The 15,527-nt window shown below is 64.8% G+C and carries 12 protein-coding genes; 5 read left to right on the forward strand and 7 right to left on the reverse strand.

Going from position 1 to position 15,527, the window contains the following annotated elements:
• The first annotated feature begins 166 nt into the window (after positions 1–166).
• A complete protein-coding gene (locus SL003B_RS12800; RefSeq protein ID WP_013653276.1) occupies positions 167–976 on the forward strand; it encodes a GntR family transcriptional regulator in 810 nt (269 codons plus the stop codon).
• A 31-nt stretch (positions 977–1,007) separates the two neighbouring features.
• Here the strand turns inward: SL003B_RS12800 and SL003B_RS12805 are convergent, their stop codons facing one another.
• The 3 genes from SL003B_RS12805 to SL003B_RS23985 form a co-directional block, all read right to left on the reverse strand.
• Positions 1,008–2,312, reverse strand: a complete 1,305-nt coding sequence (locus tag SL003B_RS12805) for a glycosyltransferase family 4 protein (protein ID WP_013653277.1) — start codon at positions 2,310–2,312, stop codon at positions 1,008–1,010.
• The gene (locus SL003B_RS12810) at positions 2,309–3,709 is read right to left on the reverse strand and encodes a capsule biosynthesis protein (RefSeq protein ID WP_013653278.1); all 1,401 of its coding nucleotides are present in this window, start codon (positions 3,707–3,709) and stop codon (positions 2,309–2,311) included. Before SL003B_RS12810 ends, SL003B_RS12805 begins: the two co-directional genes overlap by 4 nt.
• A 93-nt stretch (positions 3,710–3,802) precedes the next feature.
• Complete coding sequence (locus tag SL003B_RS23985; RefSeq protein WP_041375525.1) at positions 3,803–4,957, reverse strand: polysaccharide biosynthesis/export family protein; 1,155 nt, start codon at positions 4,955–4,957, stop codon at positions 3,803–3,805.
• Positions 4,958–5,323: 366 nt separating this feature from the next.
• Between SL003B_RS23985 and SL003B_RS12820 the strand changes: the two genes are divergently transcribed.
• The 3 genes from SL003B_RS12820 to SL003B_RS12830 all read left to right on the forward strand — a co-directional run bounded on the left by SL003B_RS12820 (position 5,324) and on the right by SL003B_RS12830 (position 8,929).
• Positions 5,324–7,510: an anthranilate synthase component I gene (locus SL003B_RS12820; RefSeq protein WP_013653280.1), complete on the forward strand. Its 2,187-nt coding sequence runs from the start codon at positions 5,324–5,326 to the stop codon at positions 7,508–7,510.
• 336 nt (positions 7,511–7,846) lie between these two features.
• Positions 7,847–8,047 carry a hypothetical protein gene (locus SL003B_RS12825; RefSeq protein ID WP_041375526.1) on the forward strand — a complete coding sequence of 67 codons (201 nt, stop codon included), beginning with the start codon at positions 7,847–7,849 and terminating at the stop codon, positions 8,045–8,047.
• 255 nt (positions 8,048–8,302) lie between these two features.
• The gene (locus tag SL003B_RS12830) at positions 8,303–8,929 is read left to right on the forward strand and encodes a PRC-barrel domain-containing protein (RefSeq protein ID WP_013653281.1); all 627 of its coding nucleotides are present in this window, start codon (positions 8,303–8,305) and stop codon (positions 8,927–8,929) included.
• 43 nt (positions 8,930–8,972) lie between these two features.
• Here the strand turns inward: SL003B_RS12830 and SL003B_RS12835 are convergent, their stop codons facing one another.
• From SL003B_RS12835 to SL003B_RS12850, 4 genes are read right to left on the reverse strand one after another with little or no spacing between them, the layout of a single operon-like run.
• Positions 8,973–10,235: a KpsE/RkpR family capsule polysaccharide export protein gene (locus SL003B_RS12835; protein WP_013653282.1), complete on the reverse strand. Its 1,263-nt coding sequence runs from the start codon at positions 10,233–10,235 to the stop codon at positions 8,973–8,975.
• A 6-nt stretch (positions 10,236–10,241) separates the two neighbouring features.
• Complete coding sequence (locus tag SL003B_RS12840) at positions 10,242–11,504, reverse strand: KpsE/RkpR family capsule polysaccharide export protein (RefSeq protein WP_013653283.1); 1,263 nt, start codon at positions 11,502–11,504, stop codon at positions 10,242–10,244.
• 10 nt (positions 11,505–11,514) lie between these two features.
• Entirely contained in the window at positions 11,515–12,171 is a 657-nt protein-coding gene (locus tag SL003B_RS12845; protein ID WP_013653284.1) for an ABC transporter ATP-binding protein, read from the reverse strand.
• Entirely contained in the window at positions 12,168–12,980 is an 813-nt protein-coding gene (locus tag SL003B_RS12850) for an ABC transporter permease (RefSeq protein WP_013653285.1), read from the reverse strand. Before SL003B_RS12850 ends, SL003B_RS12845 begins: the two co-directional genes overlap by 4 nt.
• 703 nt (positions 12,981–13,683) lie before the next feature.
• Between SL003B_RS12850 and SL003B_RS23375 the strand changes: the two genes are divergently transcribed.
• Positions 13,684–15,510, forward strand: a complete 1,827-nt coding sequence (locus tag SL003B_RS23375) for a class I SAM-dependent methyltransferase (protein ID WP_158306634.1) — start codon at positions 13,684–13,686, stop codon at positions 15,508–15,510.
• Positions 15,511–15,527 lie beyond the last annotated feature (17 nt).

Genomic DNA, 15,527 nt, shown 5'->3' on the forward strand with positions numbered 1-15,527 from the left:
GCAGCCATCGCCCTGTCGCGCCTGCCATAGCACATCCTTGCATACTGTTGTATACTAGAACCCGCAAATTTTCTGCGGCACTGGTCTTTTGCGCCGCGATCGCGCAATCATCGCGGCATCGCGGACGCGACGGGCGCCCGCCGGCAGCCCGGGAGGCATCGACAGCGTGGCGGACAAGGCAACGGCACGGGAACGGACGGGCGCTCGGCGGCAGGCCGGCCCCAGCAAGGGCACTGGCCCGGACAGTGGCCGGGACACTGGCCGGGACACTGACCGGGACACTGGTACGGGCGGCGGCGCGGCACCGCGCGGCGGGACGGAACGCGGCCGCGGTGCCGACTCGCGCGGCGCCAAGGTCTACGAGGCGCTTCTGGCGCGCATGCGCTCGGGCGAGCTGGTGCCCGGCACGCGCATGCGCGAGGACGACCTCGCCAGGGAACTCGCCGTCAGCCGCACGCCGGTGCGCGAGGCGCTCGCCCGCCTACAGGCCCGCGGCCTAGTCGAGAGCACCGGCGGCGGCTGGACGGTGGTCGAGCTCAGCCGGCCGCAGATCATGGAACTCTATGCGCTGCGCGCCGTGCTGGAAGGGGCCGCCGCGCGCTTTGCCGCCGAGAACGCGTCGCCCGGCGAGATCGCCGGCCTGAAGCACATCGCCGGGCTGTTTTCAGCCGTCATGACGGGGAATGCGGCAGACGATCCGGCAGGGCTTGCCACCCTCAACGCCAGCTTCCACGAGGCCATCTACGAGGCCGCGCACAACCGCTACCTGCAGCGCATGCTCGCGGACCTCAACGATTCCCTCGCGCTCCTGCCCGACACCACCTTTTCCGTCGCCGGACGCAGCAGCGCGGCGGTCGGCGAACACGGTGCGGTGGTCGCGGCGATCGAGGCACGCGACGCCGACGGTGCGGAAGCCGCCGCGCGCGGACATATCCAGAAGGCGCTCGAGGCGCGCCTGATTCTCCTGTTTTCCTGACCCACGCCGGCTCTGCTTCGGCGTGCTCGGCTCAGACCGACGGAGGCCTTGCACGCCGTCCGAACTCCGCCAGCAATCGGTCGAGGACCTCGAAATGCCCTGGCCAGGCCTTGTCGGCCAAGACCTCGCCGCCCGGCCCGAGTTCCGGTTTGCAGGCTGCAAGCTGCTCGATCGCCTCCTGCCAGCCGAGGCCGTCGAGTGGCGACAGGAACTGCGTATGCGGTCCGCCGACTTCCCGGTGGACCGGAATGTCGGAGGCGAGCACCGGCACGCCGACGGCCTCGGCTTCGACGACCGGCAGACTGAAGCCCTCGACGAAGGAGGGGACCAGGACGCCTCTGGCGTTGCGCATCAGCGCGGCGATCTCGACGTCGGTCAGACCGGACGCTTCCATCACGTGATCCTTGAGCGCCGCACAGCGCTCCAGGAAATCCAGGATGTTCTCGTTCTCCCAGCCGCGCCGGCCTATGACGATCAGGCGCGGGGTGCCTGCCGAATCGCGTTCGACCATGTCACGCCAGATCTGCAGCAACAGGAGATGGTTCTTGCGCGGTTCGATCGTGCCGAGCACGACGAAATACGGGTCGCTTGCCCGAAATAGGGGAAGCGCCTCCGGGGAACGGAACACCGGCTCGATTCCGAGCAGGCCGACGACGGTGCGCGGCTGCGGCAGGCCGCTGCGCCGGCAAAACTCCAGAAACACATCGCGGGTCATGGCGGAATTGGCGATCACCACCGCGCCGTGCAGGGCGACCGTCTCCATGCGCTGGCGATGCAGGTCTGCGTGGCCGGGCCGGCAGTATTCAGGATGAGTGATGGGAATCAGGTCATGGACGAGGAAAACCGACCGCACGCCGGTCCGCTCCAGCCAGTGCCGAAGCGCCGGAGCGCCGAGGTTGCTGTGCGCGACGTTGATATAGACGGCTGCGGGCGACACGGCCGCGGAGGAGACGAGCGCCGACATGGCTTCCCCGACATAGCTTGCAGCCGCGCGGAGGACCGACACGTCGGCTTCGACCCTCGGCTCCGACGCCTGCGCGCCGTCCCACCCCTCGGTGTCGGCATGGACGAAGGCGAGCGCACGGCGATAGCCGGCGCTGCTGGCTCGGGCCTGCAGACCCCAGCTGGCGACCGTGCGCGCCAACACCGCCTCGCCGACCCTGCGATCGAGCAGTCGAACGCCGAACCGTGTCGCCTTGACGAAACGCAGATCGATGTCCGCGCGCTCCAGAAGATGATCGAGGTAGGCGAGTTCGACCCGGTCGATGCCGGTCGGCGAAGCCCTGAGGCCACGGCTCATCAACCGCGTGATGTCGAGGATGACGGCAAGCGTCATGCGCGCGTCTCCGTGCGGCCCGCGGCGGTCGGGCGTGTTCGCGTCCAAGCACGGGACCATCTTTCGGTCTTGCCGCGGGTTGCGAGCTGGTCGGCGAAGGTTGTGGGGATGTTCTGGGCCCTAGCCCTTTCGAGGCGGGGGGGTGGGTCGACGCGGGCGCCGGGCTGGTTGAGGGTGCCGGCGGCAAGGCGCAGCGCCATGGCGCGCGCGCCGGCGCGCCGGCCGCGCTCGGTGTAGAAGTTGCCCTTGACCTGGATCGACGCCGCCAGCAGCCGCTCCAGCGCCTCCAGCAGCTGCGGATCGGGGCGCGTGCGGTCCGACCAGAACGCGTCCAGCGGGCCCTGGCTGGTCAGGCCGGCGATGTCGTAGAGCGCGATGCCCAGCACCTTGGTCGGGCAGCCGACCCTGAGCGCATGGATGCCGGTCGTGCTGTTGATGGTCAGCGCGCCCTTGGCGTGTTCCAGCAGCCGGTTCAGGTTGCCGCCGTCGATCACGTAGATGCGCTTGCGCACCCCGTAGCGGCGCGCGATCCCCTTCAGCAGCCGCCGCCACGGCTCGATGCCCTGGTCGAGCGGGTGGATCTTGAACACCAGCCGCGCCGACACCGGTGCCGCCTTGGCAAACGAGCGGATCACCTCCTCCGCCGCCTCGCCGATGTGGTCGTAGGGCGCGTTGTAGCGCAGCTGGTAGTCGCTCTGCAGCTGCAGCGGGAACACGTAATAGGGCAGACCCGTGCCGATCAGATCGTCGATCAGGTGCTCCGCGTTGGTGTCGCGCCAGCGCGCCAGCGCCAGGCGCGGCGCCATGCGCAGGTATTCCGCCAGCGGATGGTAGAACTTGTCGCGCACGTAGCGCCGATAGGCCAGCGGAGCCAGCAGCACGTTGGCCAGGTTGTAGACCACCTCCGCCGCCGCCTCGCGCCAGAACGCATAGGGATACAGCGGCCGCCGGTCGATCGCCGGCAGACCCGCGGCCGCCGACAGGATCAGCGCCGGATCGTCCGGGAACAGCGAATGCGCCGACATGCCGTTGCGCTCCGGCGTGATCCAGTCCGGCCGCAGGTAGCCGAACTCGTAGGCCGCGCAGGCGATCCCCAGACGCCCCGCCACCTCCGCCGCCGCCACGTGATAGGGCTGGCGGTCGGCGTAATAGACCAGGTCGCTCGCCCCGACCCGGCGCAGGAACCCCTCCAGCCAGGCCGGAAACCCCGCAAGGCTGCCCCGGTACGACGTGCAGCGCCGGTCGTGCCAGTCCAGCCAGTCGCCCGGACACAGGTTGACCCGCAGCGTGCGGTGGCCGAGCAGCTCAAGCTCGTCGGCCAGCGTGCGCGCGAAGATCGACGGCGGTCCCTGCAGGAACACGAACACCCGCTCCGACCCCGTTCCCGCCTCCGCCATGCCGCCTTACCGCTTTCCCCGTCCCCGCCCCCGGCCGTCCCCGGGCGCCCTTGCCAGATCCTCCAGACAGATCCTCCAGACGGATCCGTCCCGTCAGTCGTCGAAGAAGGACGAGTTCACCGTCGCCACGTTGCTGATCAGCGGCGCGATGATCTGCAGGAACTTGCCGAACTCCGCCGTCGGATGGTTGGCCACGTAGAGGATGTCCTTGTCGCGCATCTCGAAGAAGCGCGCCAGGAAGAAGCCCTGCGGATCGCGCAGGCTCAGCCGGTACACCAGCGGCACCTGCTCCCCCCCCGACAGACGACCGGCAAGCTCCGGCTTGAGCGCGCGCACAAGATCCGCGTCCTCGAAGCGGAACAGGAAGATCCCGCCCGCGTCCGCCCGGTAGTCGTTCAGACCGCCCACCGTCGCCAGCGCCTCGGCCAGCGTCACGCTCTTGGTCTTGAACGCCACCAGCTGGTTCGCCTTCACCGCCCCGAAGGCCGAGAAGGTGCGCGGGCGATGCGACAGCAGCACGTTGTCGCCCGGCGCCACCAGCACGTTGTTCTCCGGATAGTCGATCAGGTGCTCAAGCCGCGTCGTCCCCGACCGCGGACCCCGCTTCAGCGTCACAACCGTCTCGTAGGTCGCAGCCCGCGGTCCGCCGGCCACCGCGACAAGCTCCAGAAGCCGCGTCTGGCGCACCGGCAGCGGATACACCCCCGGCTTGCCGACGTCACCCACCACCACCGCCGTCGAACTCTGCTTGTCGGCAACCACCACCAGGACCTGAGGCTCGACCGCCTTGCCGACCAGCTTCTGCTCGATCGACGCCCGCAGACCCTCCACCGTCAGACCCGCCGCCGCGATCCGCCCCGCATAGGGCACGAACACGTGACCCGTCTCGTCGATCACCGCGGGAACCAGCGTGCTGTCCGAATCGCCCGGCGAGAACAAACCCTCGCGCGAGGCCTCGAAGATCTTGACCTGCAGGCTGTCGCCGACCCCCAGAAGCGCCGACGACCCGCCGCCGGAGCCAACCCCGCGGAACTGGTTCGAAAACGCCAGAGGACGGTACGCCTTGATCACATCGATGTTCGACGGCTCGATCGACACAACCGCATAGGACTCAGACCCAGTCGGAACCGAACTCCCCTGCGCCGATATCTCCTCAGACGTGATCCCAATCGCCGAAGGCCCCTCACCCGGAAGCGCGCCGCAGCCCGAAAGAAACAGCAGTAGCGCACCCCAAACAGTCGTCCGCATCCCCGCTCCGCCGGACCAATGACCCTGCGCCCCTGTTAGCACCCCCGAACCGGATGTCCAAGCCGGTTTGTCGATGGGCAGCATGCGAGCAGCATCCTATGGCCCTTTCGCAACTTGCGAGACGGCCGAAGCGTTCGCAGCAACGGAGCGAATCCCCATTGCCTCGCCGCGTCGCATCCGCTAATCAGATGGCCATGAACACGCAGACGATTTCTCAGGCATGGTGGTGGCGGGGCGCTTTCTAGGCGGCCAGCGATCGTGCATGCCCTGACGGGATCGAACTCGACCAAAGGCCGCCGCGGAAGCCCCGCAGGCGGCCTTTGGTCGTTCAGGGGGCTGGAATGCGGCTCCAACGGAGGACGACAGATGCCGGGACCGGCGCAGCAGACCTATCAGACCCCCGGCGGGATCGCCGTGACCCGCTCCTCGCGTCCCTCCGAGTACGCGGCCGGCACTTCGGCCTGGATCGACCGCCTCGATGCCGAGCGCGGCGCGGTGCTCGCCTCCTCCTACGAGTATCCGGGCCGTTACACCCGCTGGGACATGGCGCTGGTCAACCCGCCGCTCGTCCTGGAGGCCGCAGACCGAAATGTCGAGATCCGGGCGCTCAACGACCGCGGCCGGATCCTGATCCCGGCGATCGCGAGGAGGCTCGAGGGCCATGCCGACGTGGGGCGCTTCGCTGCCGACGGCGAACGGATCCATCTCACGGTGAAAAAGCCCGACCGGGTGTTCCAGGAAGAAGAGCGCTCGCGCCAGCCGTCGACCTTCTCCATCGTCCGGGCTATCAAGGAACTGTTTGCCTGCGACGACGAACAGCTCGGCCTCTATGGCGCCTTCGGCTACGATCTGGCCTTCCAGTTCGAGCCGATCGACCTGAAGCTCGCTCGCCCCTCCGACCAGCGTGACATGGTGCTGTTCCTGCCCGACGAGATCCTGATCGTCGACCACCACGGCAAGCGCGCCTATGTGCTGGAATACGACTTCGAGGTCGACGGACACTCGACCAGGGGCTTGCCCCGCGACGGCGACAAGGCGCCCTACGTGCCGGCCAATGAGGATCCCGGCCGGGGCGACCACGCGCCGGGCGAATATGCCGAGATCGTACGCACCGCGAAGGACTATTTCCGCCGCGGAGATCTGTTCGAAACGGTGCCGGGCCAGACCTTCTACGAGCGTTGCCCCAACCCGCCGTCGGCGGTTTCCCGCCGGTTGCAGCAGATCAACCCGTCGCCCTATTCGTTCTTCTTCAACCTCGGCAACGCCGAGTATCTCGTCGGCGCCTCGCCGGAGATGTATGTGCGCGTCACCGGCGGCCGCCGGGTCGAGACCTGCCCGATCTCCGGCACCATCCGGCGCGGCAGGAACGCCATTGAGGACGAAGCGCAGATCCGCAAGCTCCTGAACTCGGCCAAGGACGAGGCGGAGCTGACCATGTGCTCGGACGTCGACCGCAACGACAAGAGCCGCGTGTGCATCCCCGGTTCGGTCAAGGTCATCGGCCGGCGCCAGATCGAGATGTATTCGCGTCTGATCCACACCGTCGACCACATCGAGGGCATCCTGCGTGAGGACATGGATGCGCTCGACGCGTTCCTCTCCCACACCTGGGCGGTGACGGTGACCGGGGCGCCGAAACGCTGGGCGATGGAGTTCATCGAGACCCACGAGAAGAGCCCGCGCGCCTGGTACGGCGGAGCGATCGGCGCCATCCTCTTCAATGGCGACATGAACACCGGCCTGACGCTCAGGACCGTGCGCATCAAGGACGGCGTCGCGCAGATCCGTGCCGGCGCCACCCTGCTCTACGACAGCGTGCCGGAGGACGAGGAGGCCGAGACCGAATTGAAGGCCGAGGCCATGCGCGCCGCCGTGCGCGAAGCCGGCCTTGCGGCAAAGGCTGTCGAGAAGGCGACGGCGACCCAACCGGGTGCAGGGCTGAAGATCCTGCTCGTCGACCACGAAGACAGTTTCGTTCACACGCTGGCGAACTACTTCCGCCAGACCGGCGCGGCGGTCGTCACCTACCGCACGCCGATCGCCGACCACATCTTCCACGATGTCGATCCGGACCTCGTGGTGCTGTCGCCAGGACCGGGCAACCCGAAGGACTTCAACTGCGCGGCGACGATCGGCCGGGCACGAGCGCGCGGCCTGCCGATCTTTGGCGTCTGCCTCGGGCTGCAGGCGCTGGCCGAATCCTTCGGTGGCGAACTGGCCCAGCTCGACGTGCCGATACACGGCAAGCCCTCGCCGATCAGCATCGCCGGCAATTCGATGCTGTTCGAGCGCCTCCAGGGGCCGGTGATCGTCGGGCGCTACCACTCGCTCCACGCCCGGCGCGAGACGTTGCCGTCGGAGCTCAGGGTGACGGCTGAGACCGAGGACGGCGTGGTCATGGCAATCGAACACGCGCACGAGCCGATCGCCGCCGTCCAGTTCCACCCCGAAAGCATCATGTCTCTCGACCAGGACGCCGGCCACAGGATCATCGAGAACGTGGTGGTCCGGCTCGCCGCCCGCCGACCGGCGCTGCGGCGCCAGCCGGCCTGACCGCCGTCCCGCGCGGCGTGGCTCGCTTCGCCCTTCCCGCTCCGGCTGCATCGCGGCCGGAGGGGCTTGCCGCATACCATGTGAGGACGGGACCTACGAAACGTGGACACGAATACTGTCTTTTCTGACAGGGGGTCGACAAGATCACAGAACCCCAGTTCAATTCTATTTTCTCTTTTCGTTCATAGGCTTGATCCGATATTGGAGGCCAACGCCCGTACGATACACAAAGCAAAGCACAGGCACGTATGGGTCATGACTGGACGTGGCAAAGCTCCTATCGGTTTTTTAACAATTCAAACCCATTCTGATCCCGCATTCAGGATGGGCGCGGGAATGAGAAAGAACAATTACCTGGAACTCGTCTGCATGATTGCTGGATTCGGCTTGGGAATTCTGCTGTCCCTTGTCCTCAAGTGGGGCATCCTGCTCGGCATCCTGGCGACAGCCAGCTTCACGATCCTCGGCGAACGGCTGTACAGCCTGTTGACCCGGCCCGAGGTCAAGAAGCCGTTCATGAACGACGTCGGCTACTGAGCGGCATCTCACCGGCTGCAGCTGACCGCCTGTCCCTTCTCCATCCTGCCGCGTATTGGGCGAAATGCCGGTGTTTTTTCGGAGATTTCCGAGTCATTTCGTGATTCCGGTCACGTCTACGTAACAGTACGTAACATTCACGGGAATGCCCGATTGTCCGACCCACCTTCACAGGCGTCGGCAGCCGGCGCACGGCCTGAACCTTGCGCCGAGAGGCCGGCGACCTGTCATGTCACGACCCAAAGGAGATAGGACATGCGAAACACCGTGAACACGCTCTCGGCAATTCTGGCAACGACGCTTCTGACCGTCACCACGGCACAGGCTGGCGGCCTCGGCGGGTCCGCATCCGGTGAAGCCGGCGTTTCGGTCGGAGCCGGAACGAGCGGCCTCGGCGGCCTTGCCGCCGGAGCGCAGGGATCCGGGCAGGCCGGTGCGTCCGGGAGCGGGGCGGACGCCTCGAGCGAGCTTGGCGTCACGGCGCAGATGGGGACGGCGCAGGACGCAACCGGGGCCGGGGTACGACAGGCGGACCCGGCAGTTGAGGACAAGGACGCCGTGGCACCGCAGGCCAATCCCGATCGCAGCCTGGAGGTCACGGCCGAAGCTCTGGCCGGCAAGGACATCGTCACCCGCGATGGCGAAACGATCGGAGAGGTCTCGCGCGTGCTGTCCAATCCGGGCGGTCAGGTGCTCGCGGTGGAAACCGAGATCGGCGGTTTCCTGGGCATCGGTGCGCAGACGGTGACCATCCCCGCCGACCGGCTGACCTTGATGACCGATGCCGTCGTGGTGGCGATGACGAAGGCCGAGATTAAGGCGCTCGACAGGCCCGGCGTCTCCCTCGACGGAACGGCCGAAGGCCGCGTCGAGGCACGATAGCCGTTCCTTCCGAAGGCCGCCTCCGGGCGGCCTTCGTCATGGGTCACATGTGGTCTCGAACCGCTGCGACCATCAGCGATCCGATCGCCCAGAAGATGTTTGCCGACAGGAAGGCGAAAAAGATGTTGAAGAGACGCTGCGGATAGAGCGCCTCCTCCGGCACATTGGGCGGCACGACCACGTTCAGGAACAGGCTTTGCTGCTCGGCGTTTACACGCGCCTTTTCCAGTGACGTCGCAGTCAGTTCGTACAGATTCTTCTTGAACAGGACGTCGAGCTGAAGCTGTTCGAACTCAGCGAGCTTGACCGACAGGGCTGCGGCGTTCTCCTTGCCGGTCAGTTCGTTGTCGAGTTCGTCAATCTGCCTGTTGAGCGCTTCGAGCTTGCGTCTGAGAATCCGCGCGGTCGGCGCGTCGTCGTCGATCTCGCCCGCGATGGTGTCGAGCGATGCCTGCAGCTTGGCGCGTTCGCCGTAGAGCTCGAGCATGACCTTGCCGACGGCCCCGGCCGTCTCGACCGGATCGATCACGCTTGAGGCGGTGCGGAACGCGTTCAGCCGGTTCTCGGCCATCTGGTAGTCGGACCAGGCCTTTTGCATCTCGGACGTGACCCGCTTCAGGGCATCGTTCTGGCTGCGGTCGGAGAGCCTGTTGACCAGTTCCTCGCTGAGCTCGATAACGACCTCAGAGATTTCCCTGGCCCGGTCGGGCGCAAACGCCTCGACCCGCAGTTGGACAATGCCAGAATTGATGTCGACATAGGTCGACACCCGCTTCTGCCAGTATTCCCACAATTCCTCGAGCGAGGGCTCGTCCTTCAGCCGGGTCAGAAGGTCGCCGTTGTCGCCGCCGAAAACCGAAATCAGGTCGATGCGCTTCATCACGTCCGTGACGATGCTGCGACTGCGGATGTAGTCGACGATGACATAGGCGTCCTGCATCGACGTCGACACCCCGCCGCCGGTAAAGGAGCGCACCAGATTCATGGTCATCCCGCTGGGCTCGAACACTTCGAGCCGCTCGGCGTTGCGGACGACGAAATGGCTCTCCGAGACATAGCGGTCCGCCGCCACGAAAAGGAAATAGAAGGCGACCATCAGCGTCGGCATCACAACGAAAGCCGCCAGACTGACCAGGACCCGTCGCATGCTCTTGCCGCCGCCGGTATCGTTGTCCGGCGTGCCTGCCGGAAAGCCCGGCACGCGCGCGGGATTGGCGACGAGGGCATTGGGCCGGCCGCCTCCCTCCACGGGCCTGCGCTGCAGGCGGCCGGACAATGTCCTTGCATGTTTGATGATGCTGTTCATGGCCCGCTACCGCGCCCAGTGATCGCGCACGAGGACGACGCCGCCGAACACGCCTCCCCACACGGCGAGACTTCCGATCAGGATCGCGCTCCAGATCAGAAAGCGCCGCGGATAGAGCGCCGATTGGGGCACCATCGGCTCGAGGAAGACGTCGAGATAGACCTGCGTGATGTCCAGTTTTGCCCGCGCCGCCTCGTACTTGGCGAAGGCCGAAACGTAGATCTCCCGCGCGACCTTCTGCTCGATGCTGATCTGGTCGAACCTTTGCTTGGCATCGGCGAGCGTGACGCCGTCCGGCACGTAGCCGCCGATCGAGTTCTGCAGGTCCTGGAGTTGCTTTTCGAGGCTGGAGATCTGCGCCCTGAGGATCCTCACCGTCGGCGCGTCGTCGGCAAGTGTATCCTTCAGAATATCGTAGCTCTGGCGGTACTCGACCAGTTGCGAGCGGATCTCCCCCCCCAGCTTGACGGCCGCCTCGGCTTCGGTATCCGCGTCAAGGATCCCAAGGGTATTGCGAGCGGCCTGGAACTGCGCCGTGATCTCCGCGACCCTGACCTGGGCGCGATCCAGTTCTTTCTTCGAGTTTTCCAGCGCCTCGTTGCGGGCCCGGTTGGTCAGATTGTTGACCAGTTCCTCGCTGAGATCGACGATGGCCGCGGCGATGTCATGAGCATCCTGGGCGGTGAAGGCGTAAACTTGAAGAATTACCGAGCCGGACCGGTTGTCCACCTCCACGGCGACCCGCCGTTGCCAGTAGTCGTGGAACTCTTCGATCGTCGCGTCTTCGCGCAGACGCGAGAGGAAATCGATGCCGTCCCGGCCGGTGAACCGCTCGCGCAGGCCGATCCGCTTTTCGAGGTCTGCGATGATGCTGTGGCTCTTGATGTATTTGGCGATAACATAGGCATCCTTGAACTGCCCCGCCTGCGCCAGGCTCGACAGCATGCCGAGCGAGTCTATGGGCGATTTCTCGCCGTTGCGGACGACGAAACGAACTTCGGTCTCGTAAATGTCGGATGCGATCGCGAAGAGATACAGCCCCGACAGAAGGGTCGGCAGCAGGAACAGGACGACGAAGGCCGATACGACAATTCGGATGACGATGCGGTCGATCCGACGCGCCTTGAAGCCGCCGCCACCGCTGACGATGGATACCGGTACACGCGACTGGCGCGCCGCGCGCCTCAGTGCTGCCGATATGACCGCGACGCTATCGGCGGCCCTGGCCGGAAGCTTCGGCTCGTCCTGCAGTCTTAGTTCGTAGGACATCGCACCCCTTCTACCGGTTCAGTTTTCGGTAAAGGGCGATGGCGTCCTCCAAATCCCGGAAGAGATGGAGCTTCCCATCAGCAAGCACAACCCCCCGATTGCAATACTGTTTCAACGTATTCATATCATGAGAAATCATAACTATGTCCGAATATTGGCGCCTCTTGTTGAACTCCTGCTGACAACGCGCCTGGAACCGTGCGTCACCGACGGCTGTGACCTCGTCGATCAGGTAGCAATCGAAATCGATGGCCATGGACAGCCCAAAGGCCAGGCGTTGCAGCATGCCCGACGAATAGGACTGGACGGGAACGTCGATATAACTGCCGATCTCGGCGAAATCCTCGACAAAATTAAGCGTCTTGATCGTATCGTGCCCATAGATGCGGGCGACGAAGACGACGTTCTCGCGACCGGTCATCTTGGGATGCAGGCCGCCGGCAAAGCCGAGTGGCCAGGAGACCCGCACGCTTCGAGTGATTTTGCCGTCGTTGGGCAGTTCCGTCCCGGCAAGCAGGCGCATCAGCGTCGACTTGCCGGCGCCGTTGATGCCGAGCACGCCGTAGCTGTTACCGAACTCGAAGGTCATCGAGACGTGATCGAGCACGACCTTGGTGACGCCGTAGGTCTTGTAGAATTTGAAGATGCGGTCCAGCGCAATCATCATTCGAGCAGCCTCCCGCGGATGGCGCGCTCGATCAGAAAGGCAGAGAAGAAAGTAAGGACCCCGGTACCGATCAGATAGGTGCGGTCCAGCAGGCCCGACTGGTAGCCTGCAAAATACGCGGTCTTCAGCCAATCCGCGCATTGGAAAAGCGGGTTCCAGGACAGCCAGTACTGGATCTCGGGCGTCAGGAAGGTCGGCAGAACCCAGGGCATGGCGGTCGCATACATGAGCACCATCGTCAGCACCGCGACGATATTCCAGGGCGGAAACATCGTCGTGATGACCGCATTCAGGCTGCCGTAGCCGATGCCGACGAAGATGATGGCCAGGATCGCGAACACGGCCTCGATCAGGTCGTCAGGCATGACGTCCTTGCCCATCAAGGCCAGGCAGGCGATCGCAATCAGGGTCACCACATAGGACGTCAGTCCCTCAAGCAGGGCCCGGGCGATGAGAATGTCGCTCGACTTGACGATCGGGAACAGCAACAGCGGGCGCGCAACGATGATTGCAAGGCACATCAGACGGGCCGGGTAGAACAGCAGCACATAGGGCAGAAACGCGGTCACCAGATAGATCGTCAGGTCCGTTCCGATCGGCGGTACACGCGCGAGCAGGTGCGGGATGGCAATCAGGAGGAACAGGTGAAACAGCGGCCAGGCGATCTGGATGAGATAGCCGAAGTGGGACCGCCCGAAACGCGTGCGCATGTCACGCAGGATCAGCGCATAGATCACGCGTGCCTGGACCTTCAGCGCATCGGCAATGGTCGCTCTGCTGTCGTCTGCCCGGAAGAGGTGGTCAGCCATGGCGAAACATCAAATCGGCGTTGAGGTCGGCGTTGACTGCATGCCCGAAACAGGCACGCGCGCCCCTGATCTGCCGACACTGGAGTTTCCCGCGTCCCATGCCTCTCCCGTGACCAGTCCGAACCGGGGGCCCCTCGACACGGCGACTCCCGGTCGAAGCTGGCCGCACAATACCCGCCTCCAACCGGCTTGCAAAGCGACCTCGGATGGCCTGTCGGTTTTGCCGCGCTTGCCCCTTGGGTGGCACGGACCGGCTTCGCACCTCGGCGCCGATCGGTGCCACGACGGGCGCATCTCTTGCCTGATCGACCGGGGATACGTACAGGATTTCAGTTCCAAATGTCCACGGTATCGGTCTATCCTGATTTTCTTGGACAGGAACAAACAATAGCGCGATTTCGAACTTATCGGCTTTCCAGAGGCCCGCAGGTTTCCGCCAATAACAAGAAATCCAAACGGTAGCGTAGAAAAACCAGGCCCACATATGAACCAGCAAATCCGGAAAACAAGGCCGAAGACCGGAAAATCCCCCAAGACCACGACACGCAAGCGATCGATCCCTTCCGTCGCGGTCATCAATCATCACGGTCTGCGTTGCGGCGTCTTCCAGTTCGGCAGGAACATTGCCAACCTTCTGGCACATGACCGGCGGATCAAGGTTAAGCATCTTCCATGCGCCGGCGTCGAAGAATTCCGCGACGGAGTGTCGAAACTCCGCCCGGACATCCTGATCGTCAACTTCTATCCGTCGACGATGCCGTGGCTGACGCCCGATGTCCTGAAGGAGGTGACGGCGACCAAGTTCATCGTCGTGCACGAACTCACGAACCGGCAGGCCAACCATCTGTTCATCGAAGGATACGACTTCTACCTCTGCGCCGATCCGATCATGGTGCCCTACAACGCCCAGGTCGTACCGGTGCCCCGCTTCGCGCCGGCGGTGAACGAAGCCGCCGAACCCGCATTCGACATCCCGACCTTCGGATCGTTCGGCTTCGCAACCGAGAACAAGGGTTTCGACGTCCTGTGCAGCCGCGTCGCCACGGAATTCGAGCGGGCACGGATTCGGATCAACATCCCCCATCATGACGATCCGGCCATTGTCACGGAAGACGCGCGCAACGCCATCATCGAAAAATGCCGGCAGGCGCTCGAAGGCACCGCGATCGAACTCGATGTTTCCGAGCATTTCTTCGACGACGAGGGCCTGCTTGCCTTCTGCGCAGAGAACCACCTGAACATCCTTGCCTATACCGGCGACAACGACCGCGGCATATCCAGTTGCGCCGACATCCTGCTCGCCTCGGGCCGGCCGTTCCTGGTCAGCGATTCGGTGATGTTCCGGCACATGCACCAGTACCAGCCGACCGTCCGGCTGTCGCAGACCACGCTGCGCAAGGGGATGGAAACCGACCCGCAGGCTTTCCGGATCGCCCGGCGCGAGCTTCATCCGCTCTATGCCTCGGCGCGCTGGGTCGATGCCATCCTCGACGCCGTCGACCGCAAGGCGCTGCTTGCGTCCGTGCCCGACCGGCCGAGCTTCAACAAGGTTCTGGACGACCAGTCGCGCGAAGCCTACGCGCCCGTCATCCAGGAGATGTGGGACGCCGTTCCCGAGATCATGGAACGCAAGATCGCTGAGGCAAATGTCCAGCAGGCTTTCGTTCTGGACGCTGTGCGGCGCCTTGCGACCCGGTACACCTGCCCGCGCATTCTGGCAGTCGGCGCGTTCGAGGATACCGCCTGCGAGGTACTCAAGCGGAACGGCTACCGGGTGACCGCGATCGATCCCGTACTCGATCTCAGCCTCAACGACTTCTATCTGCTGGAATCGACCGCGCTCGAAAGCTTCGACCTCATCCTGTCCACCTCGGTGCTCGAACATGTCGACGACCATATCCAGTTCGTCCGCCAGTGCGCGGACCTGCTGCAGCCCGGCGGTGTCCTCGTGCTGACCGTCGACTTCAAGGATAGCTACACGGACGGCGATCCAAAACCGTCGGTCGACCATCGGCTCTACACCGGCCACATGTTCCGGGCCGACATCATGGGCTGCCTCCCGGACTGCCGGCTTTTCAACGAAGGCTCCTGGGAAGGCGCGCAGCCGGACTTCACCTACGAAGGCGTCGACTACAACTTCGCCTCGCTCGTGATCGAGAAGATGCACGGCAACCGCTTCTACTGGGATGCCGAGCATTTCGACTACGGCGCCGGCAACGCATGGCGGCGCTTCGCTGCCCATGCCGCCGACGCTGGAGGCCAGTCGCAAGACGTCGTCACGGCCTTCGGCCAGGCCCAGGGCCGGCGATTCCTCGAAGCGGACGATGTTGCCCGCCTTGTCGCCGCGGGTCGGCTAGAGCCGGAGCATCGCGCCCGCATCCATGCGCTCGAGCTACAACTCGAACAGGCACGTTCGGAAGGAGATGCCCTCAAGGGAACGCTCGATCAGGTCAATCGCGCATTGAAAAGCCCCAAGTTCATGATCAAGAATCTCTGCCGGACGCTCATCGGCAAGCCGACCCGGTTCTAGCGACAGGACAGCATCTG

This window comes from Polymorphum gilvum SL003B-26A1, assembly GCF_000192745.1.
Lineage (GTDB): Bacteria > Pseudomonadota > Alphaproteobacteria > Rhizobiales > Stappiaceae > Polymorphum > Polymorphum gilvum.

Coding starts and splice junctions, on each gene's coding strand:
- SL003B_RS12820 (WP_013653280.1), top strand. CDS start 5,324: ATGCCGGGACCGGCGCAGCAGACCTATCAGACCCCCGGCGGGATCGCC.
- SL003B_RS12850 (WP_013653285.1), bottom strand. CDS start 12,980: ATGGCTGACCACCTCTTCCGGGCAGACGACAGCAGAGCGACCATTGCC.
- SL003B_RS12825 (WP_041375526.1), top strand. CDS start 7,847: ATGAGAAAGAACAATTACCTGGAACTCGTCTGCATGATTGCTGGATTC.
- SL003B_RS12805 (WP_013653277.1), bottom strand. CDS start 2,312: ATGACGCTTGCCGTCATCCTCGACATCACGCGGTTGATGAGCCGTGGC.
- SL003B_RS12835 (WP_013653282.1), bottom strand. CDS start 10,235: ATGAACAGCATCATCAAACATGCAAGGACATTGTCCGGCCGCCTGCAG.
- SL003B_RS12830 (WP_013653281.1), top strand. CDS start 8,303: ATGCGAAACACCGTGAACACGCTCTCGGCAATTCTGGCAACGACGCTT.
- SL003B_RS12810 (WP_013653278.1), bottom strand. CDS start 3,709: ATGGCGGAGGCGGGAACGGGGTCGGAGCGGGTGTTCGTGTTCCTGCAG.
- SL003B_RS12840 (WP_013653283.1), bottom strand. CDS start 11,504: ATGTCCTACGAACTAAGACTGCAGGACGAGCCGAAGCTTCCGGCCAGG.
- SL003B_RS12845 (WP_013653284.1), bottom strand. CDS start 12,171: ATGATGATTGCGCTGGACCGCATCTTCAAATTCTACAAGACCTACGGC.
- SL003B_RS23985 (WP_041375525.1), bottom strand. CDS start 4,957: ATGCGGACGACTGTTTGGGGTGCGCTACTGCTGTTTCTTTCGGGCTGC.